Source organism: Branchiibius sp. NY16-3462-2 (assembly GCF_001594145.1).
Classification (GTDB): Bacteria; Actinomycetota; Actinomycetes; order Actinomycetales; family Dermatophilaceae; genus Branchiibius.
The window spans coordinates 223,377-242,989 of the sequence record NZ_LVCF01000025.1 but is presented as its reverse complement, the minus strand read 5'-3'; the positions used below and the strand labels follow the sequence as shown (position 1 = coordinate 242,989).

Below are 19,613 nucleotides of genomic sequence, written 5' to 3'. Positions count from 1 at the left end.
CCCATGACCCTCGTCGACGACACCTTCCTCGAAGAGCACTTCGATGCTGTCATCGAGGCCAACGACCGCATCGAGCCGCGGGACTGGATGCCGGAGAAGTACCGCGCCACCCTGGTCCGGCAGATCGCCCAGCACGCGCACTCGGAGATCATCGGGATGCAGCCGGAGGGCAACTGGATCACCCGCGCGCCGTCGTTGCGGCGCAAGGCGATCCTGCTGGCGAAGGTCCAGGACGAGGCCGGGCACGGGCTGTACCTCTACTCAGCCTGCGAGACCCTCGGTGTCACACGTGGCGACCTGACCGAATTGCTGCTGGCCGGCAAGCAGAAGTACTCCTCGATCTTCAACTACCCGACGCTGTCCTACACCGACGTGGGCACCATCGGCTGGCTGGTCGACGGCGCGGCCATCTGCAACCAGGTGCCGCTGTGCCGCACCTCCTTCGGCCCGTACGGCCGGGCGATGATCCGCATCTGCAAGGAGGAGTCCTTCCACCAGCGGCAGGGCTTCGAGTTGTTGTCCACGATGATGCGCGGTACCGATGAGCAGCGGGCGATGGTGCAGGAATCGGTGGACCGGTTCTGGTGGCCGGCGCTGATGATGTTCGGTCCGCCGGACGACGACTCGCCCAACACCGCCCAGTCGATGGCGTGGGGGATCAAGCGCGACACCAACGACGAGTTGCGCCAGAAGTTCGTCGACATGACCGTGCCGCAGGCCGAGGCTCTCGGGGTGACGCTCCCGGATCCGGAGTTGAGGTGGAGCGCCGAGCGCGGGCACTACGACTTCGGATCACCCGACTGGGCCGAGTTCAAGGCCGTCGTCAAGGGTGAAGGTCCCTGCAACACACAGCGATTGGCCCACCGCCAGCGCGCGCACGATGAGGGTGCGTGGGTGCGGGAGGCAGCGTCGGCGTACGCCGAGAAAGGGGTTTCGTGATGAGCGCCGACTGGCCGCTGTATGAGGTTTTCGTCCGGGGCAAGCGCGGACTGAACCACGTCCATGTGGGCTCGTTGCACGCGGCGGACGATGACATGGCCGTACGGCACGCGCGGGACGTCTACACCCGTCGCAATGAGGGCGTCAGCATCTGGGTCGTCCGCTCGGCCGACATCACCGCCTCGAGCCCGGACGAGAAGGACCCGCTCTTCGCGCCGTCCGGGGACAAGGTCTACCGGCACCCGACGTTCTACACGATCCCCGACAACGTCCCACACATGTGAGCAGGCGCCGATGAGTCACGATTCAATCTTTGACGGTTTCGCCGGTGGCGAGGATGCCAACTGGGCGTTCGGCACGGACTTCGAGGACCCGTTGGCCGGGGTGGACACCACCATCGCACCGGGCACGGACGCCGCGGCGCTCACGACCTATTGCCTGATGCTCGGGGACGATGCGCTGGTCTACGCCAACCGGCTGTCCGAATGGGCAAGCAACGCACCGGATCTCGAGGAAGACATCGCGCTGGCCAACACCGCGCTGGACCTGCTCGGTCAGGCGCGGTTGCTGCTGGCCCGCGCCGCGCTGGCCGATCCAGGCGTCGTGCCGTCACTGCCGGCGGGTTCCCCCGTTCCGGGCGAGGATGCCCTGGCGTTCTTCCGGGACGACGCCGACTTCCGCAATGTGCGGTTCGTCGAGCCCGACAACGGCGACTTCGCGGTCACGATCGTGCGGTTGTTCCTCTTCGCGACCTATCGGCTGGCGCTGCTGGACCGCCTGCGGCTCAGCAGTGACCGGGTGCTGGCCGCCATTGCCGCCAAGGGCGTCAAGGAAGTCACCTATCACCGGGACTACGCCGCTCGTTGGCTGGTGACCCTGGCGAAGGGGACGGACGAGTCACGGCGCCGCGTCGAGGCTGCGCTGCAGGTGGTGTTGCCCTACTGGGACGAACTCTTCCTGGATCATCCGGTCGAGGTGCTGATGGCCGAGCAGGGCGTCGGTGTCCTGCCCAGCACGCTGCGCGACGAAGCGGAAGACGTTGTGGCCCAGGTCTTTTCGGCGGCTAACCTCGACCTGCCGGAAGTGCGACGGGTGGGTGCCGTGAACGGTGGCACCGGTCGCGACGGCCGGCACACCGAGGCCCTCTCCCGGATGCTGGCCGAGATGCAGTCCGTCGCCCGGGCGCACCCGGCGGGGCAATGGTGAACGCCGTGGCGACGGCGCGGCTGACTGCGCGTGAAGTGGCCGCGGCTGTCACCGACCCGGAACTGCCGATGCTCACCCTGGCCGACCTCGGCGTACTGCGAGACGTCAACGAAGGTGACGACGGCGTCACGGTCACCATCACGCCCACCTACTCCGGCTGCCCGGCGATGGCCACGATGCGCGACGACCTGGCGGCGGCGTTGCAGCGCAACGGTTTTCGTGACGTGCAGATCAACGTGAGTCTCGAACCGGCTTGGACCACCGACTGGATCTCCGAGAAGGGCCGGGCGGCGCTGCAGGAGCACGGGATCTCCGCACCCGGGCCAGCCCCGCGGCGTACCGGACCAATTCCCTTGTCGTTGTTGCCAACCCGGCGCGCGGTGTCCTGCCCGCGCTGCGGTTCAGAGCGCGTCGAGGTGACCTCCGAGTTCGGGCCGACCGCCTGCAAGGCGATCTACCGATGCACCGACTGCCTCGAACCCTTTGAACACGTGAAGGAGATCTGATGGCCACCTTCCACGAGTTGAGCGTCGCCAAGGTGGAACGGCTCACCGACGACGCGGTCGCGGTGACCTTCGAGGTGCCGGACGAGTTGCGCGGGGACTTCGATTTCGGGGCGGGGCAGTCGTTGACGCTGCGGCGCCGGAGCGACGGCACCGAGCACCGGCGGTCGTACTCGATCTGTGCGCCCGCGGGCAGCGCGCCCCGGGTCGGGGTCCGGGAGATCCCCGGCGGTGGGATGTTCTCCACCTGGCTGACCCGTGAGGTCCGGGTCGGGGACCGGGTCGAGGTCGGTACGCCGAGTGGCCGCTTCCGCGCGGACCCCACCGCGGGTGGACGGCACCTGTGCATCGCTGCTGGCTCGGGGATCACCCCGATGCTGTCGGTCGCGGCGACTGTCCTGACGCATCCCGACGCGCAGGTGACGTTGCTCTACGGCAACCGGACCAGTGGGTCGGTGATGTTCGCGGAGGAGATCGCGGATCTGAAGGATCGGTACCCGGCACGGTTCGAGGTGGTGCACGTCCTGTCGCGCGAGCCGCGGTCGGTCGATCTATTCTCCGGCCGGTTGGACGCCGATCGGCTGCGCCAGTTGCTGGCCCTGCAGCCGATGGACGACGTCGATGACGTCTGGCTGTGCGGCCCCTTCGGGATGATCTCCGACGCCCGGGAAGTACTCGAAGAGATCGGATTCCCCTCGGAGCGTGTGCATTTCGAGTTGTTCTACGTCGACGAGCCGCCACCGGAGGTCCACCGGCCGGAAGCCTCGCTCGATGGTGCGGTCAGCCAGGTGACGGTGACCCTGGACGGCCGCGCGACGCAGATCCCGATGTCGCGCGAGCACAGCATCCTCGATGGTGCCGCCGCGTCCCGCAGTGACGTGCCGTTTGCCTGCAAGGGCGGCGTCTGCGGCACCTGCCGGGCGATCGTGCGCTGCGGTGAGGTAGACATGCGACGCAACTACGCGCTCGACGACGCCGAGGTGGACGCCGGCTTCGTGCTGACCTGCCAGACCTATCCGGTCAGCGACGAGGTCAGTGTGGACTTCGATGCCTGAACCGGTGCTGCTGGAGCAGGCCGATGACCGGGTCGTTGTGCGGCTCAACCGTCCGCAGGCTCGCAACGCCATCGATCAGGAGATGGTCGATGCGTTGCACGAGGTCTGCGCCGGGTTGGAGGCCGATCCACGGATTGCGCTGATCATCGGTGAGGGCAGCACCTTCGCGGCGGGCGCGGACATCGCGGCGCTGCGGGAGCGTCGGCGCGCCGACGCGCTGCGGGGGATCAACTCCGCGCTGTTCGACCGGATCCGCCGGTTGCCGATGCCGACAATCGCCCTGATCGACGGGTACGCACTCGGCGGTGGCGCCGAGTTGGCCTACGCCTGCGACTTCCGGATCGGGACGCCAAGTGTGAAGATCGGCAACCCGGAGATCGGCCTGGGCATCCTTGCCGCCGCGGGTGCGAGCTGGCGGCTGGCGGAACTGGTCGGTGAACCGCTGGCCAAGGAGATCCTGCTCGCCGGACGGGTCCTGGGTGCGGACGAGGCGTTGGCGGTCCGGTTGCTGACCGAGGTGGTCGAGGCCGCGGAGTTGCTCGCGGCCGGTCATCGCCTGGCCGACCGAATCGGCCGCAACGCGCCGCTGGCGGTGCAGCTCACCAAGCGGGTGTTCCACGCACCCCGCGAAGCCCACCCGTTGATCGACGACATCGCGCAGGCGGTGCTCTTCGAGACCGAGGAGAAGCAGGAGCGGATGACCGCGTTCCTGGAGAGGAAGAGGTCATGAAGGTCGGGGTCTACGGCGGCGGCCGGATGGGTGCGGGCATTGCGCACGCCTTCCTGCTGACCGGCGCCGAGGTGGTTATCACCGAGGCGTCGGAGGAGGCGGCCGAGGCGGCGAAAGAACGAGTCGCAGGCAGTCTGGCGAAAGCCGCACAGCGGCAAGCGCTTCCGGAGGGGACCGCGCCGGAGGACCTACTCGCCCGTCTGTCCGTGAGCAGCGATCCCACGACCCTGCACGACAGCACCCTCATCGTCGAAGCAGTCCCCGAAGATCCTGCCTTGAAGAAGACTGTTCTGCAGACCTGTTCGCACGAAGCGCCGGACGCCTGGCTGGCCAGCAACACCAGCTCACTGTCGGTGACCGAGCTGGCGGCGGATCTACCCAAGCCGGAGCGGCTGATTGGGTTGCACTTCTTCAACCCGGTCCCGGCCAGCGACTTGGTGGAGATCGTCGTCGGTCGACAGACCGCGCTGGAACTGGTCGAGCGTGCCCAGGGCTGGGTGAAGGATCTGGGCAAAACCGCTATCACCGTGCAGGATTCGCCGGGATTCGCCAGCAGCCGGCTCGGGGTCTTCCTGGCGCTGGAGGCGATGCGGATGGTCGAGGACGGAGTGGCCAGTGCGGCGGACGTCGACACCGCCATGACGCTGGGCTACAAGCATCCGACCGGTCCGTTGCGCACCACCGACATCGTGGGGCTCGACGTGCGGTTGGCCATCGCCGAACACCTGGCCAAGGAGTTGGGCGACCGTTTCGAGCCGCCGCAGATCCTGCGCGACAAGGTCGCGGCCGGTGAGCTGGGTCGCAAGAGCGGCCAGGGGTTCTACGAATGGTGACCCCGCAGCAGGTTGCCGAGTTGAGCACCCGGGAGATGTGGCGCACCGACGCCGCCTCCCAGGGGCTAGGCATGCAGGTGGTCGCGGTGTCGCCCGGGACAGCGACCGTGTCGATGGCCGTGCGTGAAGACATGGTCAACGGCTGGGAGATCGCGCACGGTGGATTCATCACTGCCCTGGCGGATTCCGCGTTCGCTGTGGCCTGCAACTCGCGTGGTGTGGTGACCGTCGCGGCGAGCATCGACGTAACCTTCCTGCAACCGGCGAAGCTCGGCGACGTCCTCGTGGCGACCGCGTCCGAGAGAGTCCTGAGCGGCCGCAACGGTGTCTACGACGTCGACGTCACCCGCGACGGCGAGGTCATCGCGACCCTGCGGGGACGCAGTCGCGGCACCTCACGCCCCAATCCCGGCCTTACGCCGTAAGCCCGTCAAACGCCGTACGCACCACGTCGTCAGCGAGGGCCTGCGGGTCGGTCGGGCCACCGGGGCGGTACCACTCGACCAGGGAGTTGACCATGCCGAAGAGCAGGCGGCTGGCGACCACGGGATCGATGTCGTCGCGCACCGATCCCTCGGCGGCGGCCTGCGCGTAGAGCCCGGCCAACTGCTCGTCCAACGCTCGCCGGCGGCGCAACGCATCCTGCTCGACGGGGCTGTTGCCGCGCACCCGCAGTAACAAGGTGACCGCGGGCAGGTGCTCGGTGAGGATCAGCACCGAGTCGTGCACGACCGTCCGCAATCGGTCGTACGCCGAGCCCTGGCTGACGCTCGCCGCCTCCACCGTGGCGGTCAGCTGGGAGAGTGCTTCGTCCAACGCGGCCGCGAGTAGGTGCTCCTTGCTCGGCACGTGGTGATAGATCGCGGACTTGACCACCCCGAGCTCGGCGGCGATGTCGCCAACGCTCGTGCCGTCGTACCCCTGGCGGTTGAAGAGGTCGATCGCGCATCGCAGGATGTCGCCCTGGTCGTGGCCGGGGCGGCCACGGCGCGGACGGGTCGGTTGCGGCATACCCCGCAAGTTAGCCGATGACCAGGACGATCAACCCTGGGACAGGGCATCCAGGAGCAGGACCTGGGCGAGCGCCATCTTCTCAATCTCGCTGGGGTCGACGCTTTCGTCGGGCCCGTGGATGCGCGACAGGGCCGCATCTTCGGCTCCGATCAGCACGAAGTCCGCCTGCGGGCTGGCGGCGCGCAGCCGGTCCAGCAACGGGATGGATCCGCCGGAACCGGCGAGGCCGACGTCCCTGCCGTACGCCGTTTTCAAAGCGGCCTTCATCTGCGTGAACGCGGGGCCGTCGGTGCCCTGATGGAAGCCAGGCGCCGCCGAGTCGGCGATGATCTCGACGTGGACGCCCCCGGTGACGTTGTCCCGCAGGAAGCCGTTGAGCGATGTCACCGCCTGGTCGGGGTCCTGTCCCGGAGGGATGCGCATTGCCACCAGCGCCCGAGCCCGCGGCTGCAGCACGTTACCCGCTTCGTCGATGCTCGGGGCATCGATACCTAACACGCTGATCGACGGTTTGGACCAGAGGCGGCTGGCAATAGAGCCGGTCCCGGTCAGGTCGACCCCGTCTAGGACACCGGCGTTGGTGCGCAGCATCTCCTCGGTGTAGTCGGCGCCCTGCCAATCAGTGGCCTCGATGTCCGGGATGAGGCAGGTGCCGTCGTCGTCGGTGAGCTTTGATAGCAGCTTGATCAGTGCCATCAGGGCATCCGGAGCAGCGCCGCCGAACAGGCCGGAGTGGACGGGATCCCGCAGGGTCGACACCTCGACGACAGCCGTGACGTGGCCACGCAGGTCGGTGGAAAGCACCGGCTCGCCGACGGTCAGGTTGCCCATGTCGGCGACGACCATGACGTCGGCCCGGAACAGATCGGGCCGCGCCGCGACGTACGCGTCGAGGTGGCTACCTGTCTCCTCCTCGCCCTCGAGGACCAGCTTCACCCCCACCGGTGGTTTGCCCTCGAAGGCGGCGAGGGTGGCCAGGTGGATGGCGATGCCGCTCTTGTCGTCGGCGGCACCGCGACCGTAGATCCGTCCGTCCTTCTCGGTGGCGACGAAGGGCTCGGTGCTCCAGCCCTGGTCCTTCGGGGCGGGCTGGACGTCGTAGTGCCCGTAGAGCAGGACGGTGGGGGCGCCTTCCGGTGCAGGGATTTCGGCCCACACGGCCGGGTAACCGCCCGGAACGTCGTGCAATCGTGCGGGCACGCCGTACCGCTGGAACGCGTCGACGGCGGCCTGCGCCATCTGATGGACCGGCTCGGCCGGGAAGGCGGGGAACGCGATCGAGGGGATCGCCACCATCGCCTTGAGTTCATCGATGATCTGCGGCATCAGAGCCGCGACCTTGTCGCGGTATTCCTGCTCGGTGGCCATGGCTTCGATCTTTCCACTGCATGGCTAATCTCGTAGGCATGAGCGAGGTTGTGAGTACGACGATCGACGGGTCCGTGGCGACCATCACCCTGGGGCAGCCGGCGCTGAGCGTCGCGGTGAAGGTGGCGCTGCGTGATGCGCTGGCCGGCGTCGCGACCAACCAGTCCGTGCGGGCGGTCATCCTCACCGGAACCGGTTCCGCGTTCTGCGTTGGACAGGACCTCGCCGAGCACGCCGCCAACCTGGAGTCGGCGCCGGAGCGCAGCCTGAACACCGTTGATGAGCACTACAACCCGATCGTGCGATCCATCGCGACGATGCCCAAGCCGGTGATCGCGGCGGTCAACGGCACTTGTGTCGGAGCGGGTTTCGGCTTCGCGCTCGCGTGCGACCTGATGGTGCTGTCCAACGAGGCGAAGCTGGGCACGGCCTTCACCGGTATCGGGCTGACCTGCGACTCGGGCCTGTCGTGGACGCTGCAGCGCGCCGTGGGGTTGTCCCGCGCCCGGCGTCTGGTGTTGTTGCCGATGCCGTTCCCGGCGACCGACGCCGTTAGTTGGGGGATCGCCGCTGAGTTGGTGGCGCCGGACGAAGTGCTCTCTGTCGCAACCAAACTCGCGGTGGGGTTGGCGGCCGGCCCGACCGCGGCGTACGCCGAGTCCAAGGCTCTGCTCGATCAGGCCGCCTCGTCGACGCTGGACCAGGCGCTCGATGCAGAAGGCCCCGCCCAGCAGCGGCTCGGTCTCACCCAGGACCACCTGGGCGCGGTGAAGTCCTTCCTGGCCAAGGAAAAGCCCCGGTTCAGCGGTCGGTGACCGAGAACCGGGGCTTTGCCCAGGGGGTTCGTTACAGGGTTGCCTTGATCGTCTGGTTGCCGAAGCGCAGACCACGGATGATCTGCAGAACACCCATGACCACGAAGGCGATTCCGACCAGCAGCCAGATGATGGCGGCACCGGAGATCGGGCCGATCAGCAGGATGACGCCGGCGACGATGCTGATCAGACCGAAGATGACGGCCCAGACCTTCGAGGGTGCGTCGCCCAGGGTGACCAGGGCGGCGATGCCGTCGATGATCCACGCGATACCGATGAACAGGCCGACCACGAAGGCCAGGCCCACGGTCGTGCTGCCCAGGTTGAACAGCGCCCAGATGCCGGCCCACGCAAACAGCACCGCAACGATGGCGGCGATGACCCGGGCGCGGGTCGGCAGGCCGGGGGTGAGGGCGACAGCGGCGTTACCCAGGGCGGAGAACAGCACCCCGATCGCCAGTAGCGCGGTGATGGCCTTGGCGGTGTGACCGGGCCAGATCAGGATGAGCAGTCCAATGACCAGCAACACCGCACCGGTCACCAACAGGAACTGCTTGAAACGCTGGGCGACAGTGCGCTCCAGGGTATTGGCGTCAATCCGGAGACCGGAGTCGTCGGGATCGGAGATCAATGTTTCGCTCATACCAGCAGTATTGCGATAACTGTGCGTTACCGGCAGTCCTGACCGCGTTTGAGACACGTGTCGCGCGAAAATGTTGGGTTACTCACGCGTACCGCCCACTTCTGACTTGCTGATGGAAATGAGAACCGTTATCGTTTAGGTCATGACAGGACGCCGCTGGGGGATCTCTCTGGGATTGGTAACAGCCACTGTCGGGCTCGCGGCGTGCGGCGGTGGCGGCTCCTCGGCGGGCCCCTCCAGCGGTGGGCCGGTGCAGGTGGTGGCGTCCACCAACGTGTGGGGTGACATCGCCAGAACCATCGGCGGTGATCAGGTGCAGGTCACGTCGTTCATCAATGACCCCAGCCAGGACCCACACGAATACGAGGCCAGCGTCCGCAACCAGCTCGCCATCAAGAACGCCGGCATCGTCATCGAGAACGGCGGTGGCTACGACGATTTCATGGACAAGATGGTCACTTCTGTCGGAGACAGCAACACCGTGCTCAACGCCGTCGAGATCTCCGGCAAGACGGCTGCCGCGGGCGAGGACCTCAACGAACACGTCTGGTACGACTTTCCCACCGTCCTGAAGGTCGCTGGCGCCATCAAGGACAAGCTGGCGACCCTGGACCCCGCACATGCGAACACCTTCGCCACGAATCTGGCCGGCTTCACCGACCAGATGAAAACCCTGGAAGCGCAGGCCGCTTCGGTGAAGGCCGCCCACAACGGCCAACCGGTCGCGATCACCGAGCCGGTGCCGGGCTACCTGCTGGAGGCGTGCGGTCTGGTCAACAAGACCCCGGAAGCCTTCAGCGCCGCGATCGAGGACGGTAACGACGTCTCGGTGGGCGTCCTGAACGAGACCCTGAAACTGTTCACCGCTCACCAAGTGAAGGCGCTGGTCTACAACGCTCAGACCACCGGGCCCATCACTCAGAAAGTGCTGGACACCGCGAAGAGCGCACACGTCCCCGCGGTGCCGGTGACCGAGACGCTGCCGGCCGGATCGACGTACGTCACCTGGATGAAGAGCCAACTGACCGCGCTGTCTGACGCCCTGGACCAGCCGTGAGTACCCCGGCACTGGAGCTGACCGACGCCGCATTGGCGTACGGCGATCGCGTCCTGTGGAGCGGACTGAACCTGACCGTCGAGCCGGGTGAGTTCATCGCCGTGCTCGGTCCCAACGGCTCGGGCAAGACCAGCCTGCTGCGCGCGATCCTCGGGTTGCAGCCCCTCTCGGGCACGGTCCGGGTGGCCGGTGAACCGGTCCATCAGGGCAACGAACACATCGGCTACGTACCGCAACACCGTTCGTCCGCTTCGGCATTCGCGATCCGTGGCCGCGATCTGGTGCGCCTGGGCATCGACGGCAACCACTGGGGCCCGGGCCGGCGGCGTGCCGGTGTCGAAGCACGGGTCGACGAACTGCTGGAGCAGGTGGGGGCGTCCTCCTATGCCGATGTGCCGATGTCGTTGTTGTCCGGAGGTGAGCAACAGCGTCTGCGGATCGCGCAGGCCATCGCCAACCGGCCGGCGCTGTTGCTGTGTGACGAGCCGCTGGTGTCCCTGGACATCCCCCACCAGCAGGCCATCGTGCAACTGATCTCGGACCAGCGGCGCAACGACACGGCAACGCTTTTCATCACCCATGAGCTGAATCCCGTGCTGCCCTATTGCGATCGAGTGCTGTACCTGGTCGACGGCAGCTTCCAGCTGGGCACGGTTGAGGAAGTGATGAACGACGAGACGCTGAGCCGGCTCTATGGAGCACCGATCGAGGTGATCCGACGCGGCGATCGCATCGTGGTGCTCGGCACCGACATCGCCGCCGGCGACACCCATCATCAGCACTGCCACCCGGGGGAGGAGCACTGATGGACCGGATCTTTGACTTCAGTGACTACGCGGAACTTCTTCCGCTGGTGCAGAATTCGCTCATCGCGGCGGTCGCGCTGGGCTTCCTCGGTGGCCTGTTCGGAACCTTCGTGATGATGCGTGACCTGCCGTTCGCGGTGCACGGGATCAGCGAGCTGTCCTTTGCGGGCGCGTCGGCGGCGCTGCTCTTCGGTATCAACGTGGTGGCCGGGTCGGTGATCGGATCGTTGATTGCGGCGGCCATTCTCGGCTTCCTCGGGAGCCGGGCGCGGGATCGCAACTCGATCATCGGCGTACTCATGCCGTTCGGTCTGGGCCTTGGCGTGCTGTGTTTGTCTCTCTACCAAGGGCGTTCGGCCAACAAGTTCGGGTTGTTGCTGGGTCAGATCGTGGCAGTGGACGACACCCAACTGGCCGCGTTGCTGGTCGGCTCGGTCGTCGCCATCGTCGCGTTGCTGATCATGTGGCGGCCGTTGCTCTTCGCCAGTGTCGACCCGGAGGTCGCGCAGGCCCGCGGTGTGCCGGTGCGGGCGTTGTCGCTGGCCTTCATGCTGGCGCTCGGTGTCGCGGTCGCACTGTCGATCCAGGTCGTCGGTGCGCTGCTGGTGCTCTCGCTGCTCGTGACGCCGGCAGCGGCGGCGTTCCGGGTGACCGCTTCGCCGGTGTGGGCGCCTGTGCTGGCAACGGTTTTCGCGCTGATCGCGATGGTCGGCGGGATTCTCCTGGCGACGGGTGCGAGCATCCCGATCAGTCCATATGTCACCACGTTGTCGTTCCTGATCTACCTGATCTGCTGGGCGGTCGGGCGGGCCCGCAGCGCTCGCGGTTGGACGGCCAGGAGGGTCGCATGAGCCGCCGCGTCACGAAGCAGGGCGCCGCGGTCGAGGCGGCGTTGGCGTCCGATACGACCTTCCGCAGCGCGCAGGAACTGCACGCGGGCCTGCGGGTGGACGGCCAGTCGATCGGTCTGGCCACGGTCTACCGACAGTTGAACGCACTCGTCGAAGACGGCCGGGCCGATGTCGTGCAGGGGCCGGATGGAGAGAGCCGGTACCGGCTGTGCGGGCCGTCCGAGGCTGACTCGCACCATCACCATCTGGTGTGCCGTTCGTGCGGAGCAAGCGTCGAAGTGGCCAGCTCCGCGGTGGAGAAGTGGGCGGCGCAGATCGCTGCCGATGCCGGCTACACGCAGGTCAGCCATACCGTGGAGATCTTCGGTCAGTGCCCCCGGTGCTCGTAGCGCCGTAGCGTCTCCTCGCGCTCGGCCTTGTGATCGATGATCGGCTCGGGGTAGTCGTCGGTGCCGAGCTCGGGGATCCAGCGGCGGACGTAGGCGCCCTTTGGGTCGAACTTCTCGCCCTGCGTGGTCGGGTTGAAGACCCGGAAGTACGGAGCAGCATCGGTGCCGGTGCCCGCAACCCATTGCCAGCCATGGTTGTTCGACGCGATGTCGCCGTCGATCAGGCGGTCCAGGAAGTAGCGCGCACCGTGCGGCCACCAGATGTGCAGGTCCTTGGTGAGGAAGCTGGCGGTGATCATCCGGACCCGGTTGTGCATCCAGCCGGTCTCGTTCAGCTGCCGCATTCCCGCGTCGACGATGGGGAAGCCGGTGCGACCCTCCTTCCACGCCTCGAAGGTTTCGTCGGGGTCGTCGTAGGGAATGCCGAGCGGGTTGAGGTCGTGCCACGCGGAGCGCGGGTTGTGATGGAGGACGTCGGCGTAGAACTCCCGCCAGGCCAACTCGGTGACGTAGCGCTCAGCGCCCTTGCCTCTGGCCACTTCGGCGAGCAGCGTGCGCGGGTGCAGGACGCCGTACTTCAGATAGGGCGACAGGCGGGACGTGGCGTCGAGGTCGGGGCGGTCGCGGTCGTCGCCGTAATCGCCGATGTCGTCAAGGAATTCGTGCCAGCGCTTCATGGCGGCGTCCTCACCGGCGGGCGGCAGGTCAGGTGCCTCGCGGATCGCCTTGTCGAGCATTTTCTCGACGCGACCGTCGGAATCCGCGGTCGCCCAGTGCACCCTCTCGACCTGTGCGGGCGCCGGCCAGCCGTGATCACGCCACGCCTTCGAGAACGGCGTGAACACCTTGTAGGGGTTGCCGCTGCCGTTGGTGATCAGGCCGGGTCCGACCGCGTACGGCGTTCCGGTCTCGACGAGTTCGACCTCCTTGGCGATCTTGCGGTCCCGCCGCGTGCCGTAGGGGGTGGTCTCGCGCGTCACGTGCACGCGCGCGGCGCCGAGCTCACGAGCCACCTTCGGGACCACGGCGGCAGGGTCACCCAGGCGGATAACCAGCCGATCGACGTACGCCGAGCTGGTGGCTTTGAGGGTCGCGGCCAGCCAGCCGCGCCGGGCTGGTCCGGCGGACTTCCACAGCACGGGGTCGATCACGAAGAGGGGCAGGACGCCTGCGCTGCCGGCGTCCTCGTGCGCCTTCAGCAGCGCGGGGTGGTCGTGGCGGCGCAGGTCGCGACGCAGCCACAGGATCGCCGGTTGGTTCATAGGGTCAGCCTTGCCGGTCGGTCCCGCTGCCTGCCACCTACCTGAGGGGCGTCAGTCGGCCAGTTCGCCGACGCCGGACGCGATAGCGAGCGTCAGGAGCCCGAAGCCGACCGCTCGGATGATGGTGCGGGCCGGGTGGGTGTGACCGAACTTCGCGCCCACGAACGAGGTGACGCCGAGCGACAGGGTGACCGCGCCGAGGGTGACCATCAGTTGGTTGTAGGGCGGGACGAGGAGCGCGATCAGCGTCGGCATGAGGGCGCCCACCAGGAAGGCAAATGCGGCGGTCAGCCCGGCGGTGACCGGTGACTGGAAGTCGCGCTCGTCGAGGTCCAGTTCGTCGTCGATGTGGGCCTCGAGCGCGTTGTGGGCGCTGAGTTCCTGCGCGACTTCGTGAGCCAACCGGTCGCTGAGTCCTTTGTCGAGGTAGATATCGACCAACTCGTCGTACTCCTCCTGCGGGGTCAGCGCCAACCGGCGCTTCGTCTCCGCGATCTCCTCCATGATCGCGTCCCGGTTGAAGGAGGCTTCGGTGAATCGCATGGCGGCCATCGAGGTTGCGCCCGCAGCGATGGCGACGGCCGCCGTGACGATGATGGTGGTGCTGCGCAGGTCGGCGGTGACCAGACCCGAGAGCAGACCGGCCACTCCGAGGATGCCGTCGTTGACGTCGACCACGCGCTCGCGCCAGATCTGCGCGCGTATCCGCGGGGTCACCTTCGCCACAGCGCAGATCGTAGTGCGGCGGGGCCGTGGTCAGTAGATGACTTCGCCGACGGCCGCGGCGATGCCGATGATGAGCAAGCCGAAGGACACCGAGCGCAGCACGGTCCGTAGCGGGTGGGTACCGCCGAACTTGGCGCCCACGAACGACGTGAGGGCCAGGGACAGGGTGACGACAGCGATGGTGACCAGGAGCCGGTCGTGCGGCGTGACAACGATCGCGATGACGGTGGGGATCAGTGCGCCGACCGCGAAGGCGAGTGACGCACTCAATCCGGCGAGCCACGGGGATGCGATGTCTCGTTCATCGATCTCGAGTTCTTCGGTGAGATGTGCGGCCAAAGCGTCACGCGCGGTCAGTTCAGTCGCGACCTGGTGCGCCAGCTCATCGCTCAGTCCCTTGTCGAGATAGATGTCGACGAGTTCCTGGAACTCCTCGTCCGGGGACAGGGCATGTAGGCGCTTTTCCTCAGCGATGTCGTCCATCACTGCGTCGCGGGTGAAGCTGGCTTCGGTGTACCGCAAGGCGCCCAGCGAGAAGGCACCCGCGACGATGGCGATGGTGGCCGTGATGACGATCGTCGAGTTGTAGATGTCGGCGGCGACCAGTCCTTGGAGCAGGCCAGCCACGCCGAGGATGCCATCGTTCATGTCGACGACCCGCTCGCGCCACATCTCCTCGCGTACGCGCGGGGTCACCTGGGTCACCTTCGCCACAGCGCAGATCGTACGGCGGCAGAGGCGGATTCGCGGTCACTTGCGACGTGTTCACTCGCGTCGAGGCGTGGTGAAGCCGTGCCAGATGATGTCGATGAACTTGCGTTCGAATCCGAAAACCGTGGTCGGCGGTGAGCTGCTGGGCGGTTGCGGAGGCTGGGAGCGGACGCTCACCCCGCCCACCGTGCAGATGACCTGCCCAGCGTCGCCAGTGACGTGGTAGTCGGGGTCTTCTTTGTCGTAGTTGCACCCGGCGCACGTGACGCGGCCGTTGCCTGCGGTGGTAGGACCACCGGTCGCGGCGGGCTGGATGTGGTCGGTGTGCTTGGCCGGTGACTCGCAGTACGGCGTGCGGCAGCGTTGATCACGTAACCGGATGAACTCACGCAGCAACCCGGTGTAGCTGCGGGAGGTGCTTTCCATCCCGATCAGCTCCTGATGCTCGGGCGCGGTGAAGATCCGCCGGATGGCCGGGCCCTGCTCGTCGGGGCACGCCGTGATCAGGTCCCGCGCCAGGTGGCCGCTGATCGTGCCGTACCCGTCCAACACTCCGGGCGCGTCCCCGGTCAGGGCCTCGATCGGGATCATCAGGTTGACCCGCACATCGACCGGGGGCTGCTGCCCCGACTCGGCCCCGGTGATCAGGGCCACCAGGGCATCCGCCTCGGCGCGGCGACGGTCCTGCTGGGTGACCTTCTCCGCGCCCTTTTCCTTGATGGCAGCCTGCGCGGCGGACTGCAGGGCTTGAACACAGCCCAACCCGGTGGTGGCCGGCACCAGGGCACTCAGGCGCATCATCGAGTCCGGTGCCGAACGCCAGGTCACGTGCCGGTCCTCGGCAGCGGCGATCGCGCGCACCTTGGCCAGGTCGGGATCCAGCCGCGTGACGATGCCCCGGGCCGCTTCCCGCAGGCCACGTTCGCCGAGGTACTGCCACCGGTCCTGCAACTCCTGAGCGGTTTGTGCGCGGGCGGCCGGGTTCAGGCCCTCGGTCTCGCGGACCAGGACCGCGGCGGCCTCCTCGTTCAGGTGGCCAGCCCGCATCGCCGCCAATACCGACGGCATCTCGCCCACGATGACCCGGGCTTGGTGCACCAACCGCTGCCCAGCCACCGGGTGACGTCGGCGCGCGAAGGCCACTCCAACCCCGGTGTGCCGATCCGAACGGTCATGCGGAATCCCCGGGCGACGGGCACGGGTGTCCTCAGACGAAGCTGCGGTCAACTTGATCTGCCGGGCGGTGATCGCGTCCTTGAGGTACTCCAACTCCTGAATCAAACCCTGCTGGATCCGTGGTGAAGCAGCCTGTCCCGCCGTCGCATTCACCTCAGCGCGCCACCGCTGCACGGTTGCGATCGAGGCCTGCTCGGCCTCGTCCAGAAGGTGCTTCCCATCCATGAAACGACCGTACTTGCGACCACCGACAACATCCTGCGACCCACAGCTGAGCGCGTAGGTACGTTGGGAGAATGCCGGTCGCTCCACACATTGCCCGTCTGCGGGAGAAGGTCGGGCACGGCGCGTCGGGAGGCCAAGGAGGAGACCGGTCTCGACGTCGAACTCACCGGCCTCCTCGGAGTGATCGGCGGACCACAGTTCCGGGTGACCTATCCCCACGGAGATCAGGTCGCCTACGTCAGCGCCGTGTACGCCGCGCGGATCGCCGGTTCGGCGCCGCGAAGTGGTTCGCCCGTTCGGAACTGACCCCACCTGACGTTGGAGAGTTCGCGCTGAATACATTCCGGGCGATCGGCTGGTTACCCGAGGCATGATTGCCCCGTATCTACCTGTCTAGCGGCGAGCCTAGATAGGGCAAGAAAGACCAAGCGATACGCTCGCGCGGTGATTCTGGACGGCCCGGCCCTGCGCGACGTACTCGGTGTCGATGTGCCTGACGTGCAGGTGAGCGCGGTGACCAACGATTCGCGCGCGGTCGGCCCCGGCTCGGCGTACGTCGCGATCAAGGGTTTCACCACCGACGGAGCCCGCTTCGTCCCGCAAGCCCTCGAGCAGGGTGCCACGCTCATCGTCGCGGACCATCCCATCGACGACGCCCCCACCGCCGTGGTGCCCGACACTAGAGCGGCCATGGCGCGGCTGGCCGTCGCCGTGAACGGTGACCCCTCCAAGCACCTGACCGTCTACGGCATCACCGGCACCAACGGCAAGACGACGAGTTCCTATGTGCTGCATGGCATTCTCTCTGGTGCCTACGGCGCCGCCAGGACCGGTCTGCTGAGCACCGCCGAGATCATCGTGGGCACCGACCGCCGACCGGCCGTGCGTACGACGGGTGAGGCCCCCCTGGTCCAGGGCACCTTGGCACGGATGCGGGACGAGGGCGTCCAGTATGTCGTCCTGGAGACCAGCTCGCACGGCATCGCGCTGCAGCGGGTCGCCGGAACCCATTACGCGGCAGCCCTTTTCACGAACCTGTCCCGCGACCATCTGGACTTCCACCCCACGATGGAGGACTACTACCTGACCAAGCGCCGACTGTTCGAGTGGACCGACGGGCCAAAGCTGGCGAACGTCGATGACCCGTACGGCGCCCGCCTGGCTAACGAGATCAGCGGCACCTTGCGCTTCGGTACAGCCAGCGACGCCGACTACCGAGCAGTTGATATCGAACAAACAGCTGCCGGAACGGATTTCGTCCTGCGCACCCCGCAGCAGGAACTGCCCCTGCACATGCCGCTGCTCGGTGACTACAACGTCCTCAACGTCACGGGTGCTGCAGCGATCGCTCTCGAAACCGGCATGGATCCCGACACGTTGCAGCGAGCCGTAGCCGAGATCCCACAGGTGCCAGGTCGTTTCGAGCGCGTCTCCAACGATCAGGGCATCGAAGTCATCGTCGACTACGCACACACCGACGTCGGCCTGTCGGCGGTCCTCGACGTGGCGCGCTCAGTCACGCAGGGGCGGGTCATCGTGGTCTACGGAGCAGCGGGTCGACGCGACCCCGCCAAGCGACCGAAGATGGGCGCCGTCGCCACCGAGAAGGCCGACATCGGCATCATCACCACCGACGACTCCTACGACGAGTCACCCGACGCCATCGCCCACGAGGTGAAGGCGGGCGCTCCCGGCCACGAGGTGATCCTGGACCGACGCGAGGCCATCGCCAAGGCCCTTGATGAAGCGCAACCAGGCGACCTGGTGCTCATCGCCGGCAAAGGTCACGAGCGCGTCCAGCACCTGCCGGACGGCGACGTCGATTTCCACGACGCCACCGTCGCCGCCGAATTACTCCGCGAGAGAGGCTGATTCGCCCGCAACCCAGGCCATGTCCGGGTAGCGTTCTCCAGCAGGCTGCAGCGCCGACAAGGTGGAGAGGTGCTCGGTGGACAGCGGCAACGACACCGCCCCGACGTTCTCCTCCAGGTAGGACCGCCGCTTGGTGCCCGGGATCGGGATCACGTCCTCGCCCTGCGCCAGCAACCAGGCCAGAGCCACCTGGCCCGGCGTGGCGTCCAATGACGCGGCGATCGACTGCACGGAAGCGACCAGCTCCCGGTTGCGTTCCAGATTCGCCGATTGCCAACGCGGCAGCGTCGAGCGGAAGTCCCCAGCAGAAGGTGCGAGGGCCGCAGCAGATCCCGTCAGCATCCCCCGGCCCAGCGGGCTGTACGGCACGATCGCCGCGCCGATCTCCCGCGCGGCGACCACGTCCGATGCCTCGATGTCGCGGCTGAACACTGACCATTCCGACTGCAGCGCCGCGATTGGATGCACCGCAGCCGCCCGTCGCAGGGTCGAAGCCGACGCCTCGGAGATGCCCAGGTGCCGCACCTTGCCGGCCGCCACCAGCGAGGCCATCGCCCCCACGGTCTCCTCGATCGGCACCTCCGGGTCGACGCGGTGCAGGTAGTACAGGTCGATCACGTCGGTACCCAACCGCTGCAGCGACGCGTCCACCGCCTGCCGCACGTAGGCCGGCGAACCGTTCACCCCCGCGGGCAGACCCGTGTCCGGAGACGTGACGATGCCGAACTTGGTCGCCAGCACCACCTCGGAACGATGGTCGGCCAGGAACGTGGACAGGAGTTTCTCGTTGGCTCCGCCCACGCCGTACATGTCGGCGGTGTCGAAGAAGTTGACCCCCAACTCAAGCGCGCGCGACAGGGTGGCCAGCGCTTCGCCAGAGTCGGCGGGCCCGTAGGCGAAGCTCATGCCCATGCAGCCCAGGCCGAGGGCGGAGACGGACAGGTCGCCGATGGTGCGGTACTTCATGAGGTGTGGCCTCCGTAGGTCGCGATCTTGTATTCGGTCGCCGCGAGCGACAGCGTCAACTCGCGGATCTGGCGGCGGATGGTGTCCCGGTGCTCCAGCAACATGTCGAGGCGCTCTGGCACGGTCTCCTCACCCAGGTCGACGAGCGAGACGTAGTGCTGCAGGTCGTGGATCGGCATACCCGACAGCCGCATTCGCGTGATGAAGACCAATCGGCGTACGGCGTCCGCGGAGTAGGCGCGTTGCCCCGCCCCGTCGCGGGCCACCGACACCAGACCGATGCGCTCGTAGTAACGCAGCGAATGCGGGCTGACGTCGAGCAGGTCTGCGACCTGCGCCACAGTGAGCGGCGAGTCCAGGACCGGCAACTCGGTCAGCCGATGAATCACCTCCACCGACATCGGGCCGTCGAGCTCATCGAGAGCGGCCAGGGCCCGGCGCATCAGGTGTTCGCTGGATGTCATAA

24 protein-coding genes are annotated in these 19,613 nt (G+C 67.2%); 15 read left to right on the top strand and 9 right to left on the bottom strand.

The genetic code is table 11. The features are described 5' to 3' along the window. Positions 1–3 precede the first annotated feature (3 nt). The 8 genes from paaA to paaI are packed head-to-tail and all read left to right on the top strand — an operon-like array spanning position 4 to position 5,691. Complete coding sequence (gene paaA, locus AZH51_RS07215; RefSeq protein ID WP_291522739.1) at positions 4–939, top strand: 1,2-phenylacetyl-CoA epoxidase subunit PaaA; 936 nt, start codon at positions 4–6, stop codon at positions 937–939. Then, the gene (gene paaB, locus AZH51_RS07210) at positions 939–1,223 is read left to right on the top strand and encodes a 1,2-phenylacetyl-CoA epoxidase subunit PaaB (protein ID WP_291522737.1); all 285 of its coding nucleotides are present in this window, start codon (positions 939–941) and stop codon (positions 1,221–1,223) included. The genes paaA and paaB overlap by 1 nt, the downstream gene beginning before the upstream one ends. Before the next feature lie 10 nt (positions 1,224–1,233). Beyond that, positions 1,234–2,145, top strand: coding sequence for a 1,2-phenylacetyl-CoA epoxidase subunit PaaC (gene paaC / locus AZH51_RS07205; protein ID WP_291522735.1), 912 nt, complete (start codon positions 1,234–1,236; stop codon positions 2,143–2,145). Positions 2,146–2,150: 5 nt separating this feature from the next. Continuing rightward, positions 2,151–2,651 (top strand): 1,2-phenylacetyl-CoA epoxidase subunit PaaD, encoded by a 501-nt coding sequence (paaD, locus tag AZH51_RS07200; protein WP_291522733.1) that lies wholly within the window; start codon positions 2,151–2,153, stop codon positions 2,649–2,651. Beyond that, the gene (paaE, locus tag AZH51_RS07195) at positions 2,651–3,703 is read left to right on the top strand and encodes a 1,2-phenylacetyl-CoA epoxidase subunit PaaE (protein WP_291522731.1); all 1,053 of its coding nucleotides are present in this window, start codon (positions 2,651–2,653) and stop codon (positions 3,701–3,703) included. Before paaD ends, paaE begins: the two co-directional genes overlap by 1 nt. After that, positions 3,696–4,433 carry an enoyl-CoA hydratase/isomerase family protein gene (locus tag AZH51_RS07190; protein ID WP_291522729.1) on the top strand — a complete coding sequence of 246 codons (738 nt, stop codon included), beginning with the start codon at positions 3,696–3,698 and terminating at the stop codon, positions 4,431–4,433. The genes paaE and AZH51_RS07190 overlap by 8 nt, the downstream gene beginning before the upstream one ends. Next, the gene (locus AZH51_RS07185; RefSeq protein ID WP_291522727.1) at positions 4,430–5,266 is read left to right on the top strand and encodes a 3-hydroxyacyl-CoA dehydrogenase family protein; all 837 of its coding nucleotides are present in this window, start codon (positions 4,430–4,432) and stop codon (positions 5,264–5,266) included. Before AZH51_RS07190 ends, AZH51_RS07185 begins: the two co-directional genes overlap by 4 nt. Next, the gene (paaI, locus tag AZH51_RS07180; RefSeq protein ID WP_291522725.1) at positions 5,260–5,691 is read left to right on the top strand and encodes a hydroxyphenylacetyl-CoA thioesterase PaaI; all 432 of its coding nucleotides are present in this window, start codon (positions 5,260–5,262) and stop codon (positions 5,689–5,691) included. The genes AZH51_RS07185 and paaI overlap by 7 nt, the downstream gene beginning before the upstream one ends. On the opposite strand, the gene AZH51_RS07175 is transcribed toward paaI, so the two are convergent. Together AZH51_RS07175 and AZH51_RS07170 are read right to left on the bottom strand one after the other, a co-directional pair. Beyond that, a complete protein-coding gene (locus AZH51_RS07175) occupies positions 5,681–6,277 on the bottom strand; it encodes a TetR/AcrR family transcriptional regulator (RefSeq protein ID WP_291522723.1) in 597 nt (198 codons plus the stop codon). The genes paaI and AZH51_RS07175 overlap by 11 nt on opposite strands. 30 nt (positions 6,278–6,307) lie before the next feature. Further along, positions 6,308–7,648, bottom strand: coding sequence for a M20/M25/M40 family metallo-hydrolase (locus tag AZH51_RS07170; protein ID WP_291522721.1), 1,341 nt, complete (start codon positions 7,646–7,648; stop codon positions 6,308–6,310). 38 nt (positions 7,649–7,686) lie between these two features. Between AZH51_RS07170 and AZH51_RS07165 the strand changes: the two genes are divergently transcribed. Beyond that, on the top strand, positions 7,687–8,463 hold the full coding sequence (locus AZH51_RS07165) for an enoyl-CoA hydratase-related protein (RefSeq protein WP_291522719.1): 777 nt from the start codon (positions 7,687–7,689) through the stop codon (positions 8,461–8,463). Between the two features lie 31 nt (positions 8,464–8,494). Here the strand turns inward: AZH51_RS07165 and AZH51_RS07160 are convergent, their stop codons facing one another. Then, positions 8,495–9,106, bottom strand: a complete 612-nt coding sequence (locus tag AZH51_RS07160) for an HdeD family acid-resistance protein (RefSeq protein ID WP_291522717.1) — start codon at positions 9,104–9,106, stop codon at positions 8,495–8,497. 142 nt (positions 9,107–9,248) lie between these two features. Here AZH51_RS07160 and AZH51_RS07155 point away from each other — a divergent pair, with 142 nt between their 5' ends. The 4 genes from AZH51_RS07155 to AZH51_RS07140 are packed head-to-tail and all read left to right on the top strand — an operon-like array spanning position 9,249 to position 12,209. Then, the gene (locus AZH51_RS07155) at positions 9,249–10,163 is read left to right on the top strand and encodes a zinc ABC transporter substrate-binding protein (protein ID WP_291522715.1); all 915 of its coding nucleotides are present in this window, start codon (positions 9,249–9,251) and stop codon (positions 10,161–10,163) included. Further along, positions 10,160–10,969 carry a metal ABC transporter ATP-binding protein gene (locus AZH51_RS07150; protein WP_291522713.1) on the top strand — a complete coding sequence of 270 codons (810 nt, stop codon included), beginning with the start codon at positions 10,160–10,162 and terminating at the stop codon, positions 10,967–10,969. Before AZH51_RS07155 ends, AZH51_RS07150 begins: the two co-directional genes overlap by 4 nt. Then, positions 10,969–11,820: a metal ABC transporter permease gene (locus AZH51_RS07145; protein ID WP_291522710.1), complete on the top strand. Its 852-nt coding sequence runs from the start codon at positions 10,969–10,971 to the stop codon at positions 11,818–11,820. The genes AZH51_RS07150 and AZH51_RS07145 overlap by 1 nt, the downstream gene beginning before the upstream one ends. Further along, entirely contained in the window at positions 11,817–12,209 is a 393-nt protein-coding gene (locus AZH51_RS07140) for a Fur family transcriptional regulator (protein ID WP_291522708.1), read from the top strand. The genes AZH51_RS07145 and AZH51_RS07140 overlap by 4 nt, the downstream gene beginning before the upstream one ends. On the opposite strand, the gene AZH51_RS07135 is transcribed toward AZH51_RS07140, so the two are convergent. Genes AZH51_RS07135 through AZH51_RS07120 form a run of 4 tightly spaced genes read right to left on the bottom strand, consistent with a single transcriptional unit; the run spans position 12,188 to position 16,309 of the window. After that, positions 12,188–13,471 (bottom strand): deoxyribodipyrimidine photo-lyase, encoded by a 1,284-nt coding sequence (locus tag AZH51_RS07135; RefSeq protein WP_291522706.1) that lies wholly within the window; start codon positions 13,469–13,471, stop codon positions 12,188–12,190. The two genes, AZH51_RS07140 and AZH51_RS07135, sit on opposite strands and share 22 nt — an antisense overlap. A gap of 51 nt (positions 13,472–13,522) precedes the next feature. Further along, complete coding sequence (locus AZH51_RS07130) at positions 13,523–14,197, bottom strand: VIT1/CCC1 transporter family protein (protein WP_291522704.1); 675 nt, start codon at positions 14,195–14,197, stop codon at positions 13,523–13,525. Positions 14,198–14,227: 30 nt separating this feature from the next. Continuing rightward, on the bottom strand, positions 14,228–14,911 hold the full coding sequence (locus AZH51_RS07125; RefSeq protein WP_291522702.1) for a VIT1/CCC1 transporter family protein: 684 nt from the start codon (positions 14,909–14,911) through the stop codon (positions 14,228–14,230). A gap of 51 nt (positions 14,912–14,962) precedes the next feature. Next, the gene (locus AZH51_RS07120; RefSeq protein WP_291522700.1) at positions 14,963–16,309 is read right to left on the bottom strand and encodes a DUF222 domain-containing protein; all 1,347 of its coding nucleotides are present in this window, start codon (positions 16,307–16,309) and stop codon (positions 14,963–14,965) included. On the opposite strand from AZH51_RS07120, the gene AZH51_RS18715 reads away from it, so the two are divergent. Beyond that, on the top strand, positions 16,295–16,615 hold the full coding sequence (locus AZH51_RS18715) for an NUDIX domain-containing protein (protein WP_367188033.1): 321 nt from the start codon (positions 16,295–16,297) through the stop codon (positions 16,613–16,615). The two genes, AZH51_RS07120 and AZH51_RS18715, sit on opposite strands and share 15 nt — an antisense overlap. Positions 16,616–16,753: 138 nt before the next feature. Continuing rightward, positions 16,754–18,181, top strand: a complete 1,428-nt coding sequence (locus AZH51_RS07115; RefSeq protein WP_291522699.1) for a UDP-N-acetylmuramoyl-L-alanyl-D-glutamate--2,6-diaminopimelate ligase — start codon at positions 16,754–16,756, stop codon at positions 18,179–18,181. Here AZH51_RS07115 and AZH51_RS07110 read toward each other — a convergent pair. Together AZH51_RS07110 and AZH51_RS07105 are read right to left on the bottom strand one after the other, a co-directional pair. Continuing rightward, positions 18,161–19,147 (bottom strand): aldo/keto reductase, encoded by a 987-nt coding sequence (locus AZH51_RS07110; protein WP_291522697.1) that lies wholly within the window; start codon positions 19,145–19,147, stop codon positions 18,161–18,163. The genes AZH51_RS07115 and AZH51_RS07110 overlap by 21 nt on opposite strands. After that, positions 19,144–19,611 (bottom strand): MerR family transcriptional regulator, encoded by a 468-nt coding sequence (locus AZH51_RS07105; RefSeq protein ID WP_291522695.1) that lies wholly within the window; start codon positions 19,609–19,611, stop codon positions 19,144–19,146. Before AZH51_RS07105 ends, AZH51_RS07110 begins: the two co-directional genes overlap by 4 nt. Positions 19,612–19,613: the final 2 nt, after the last annotated feature.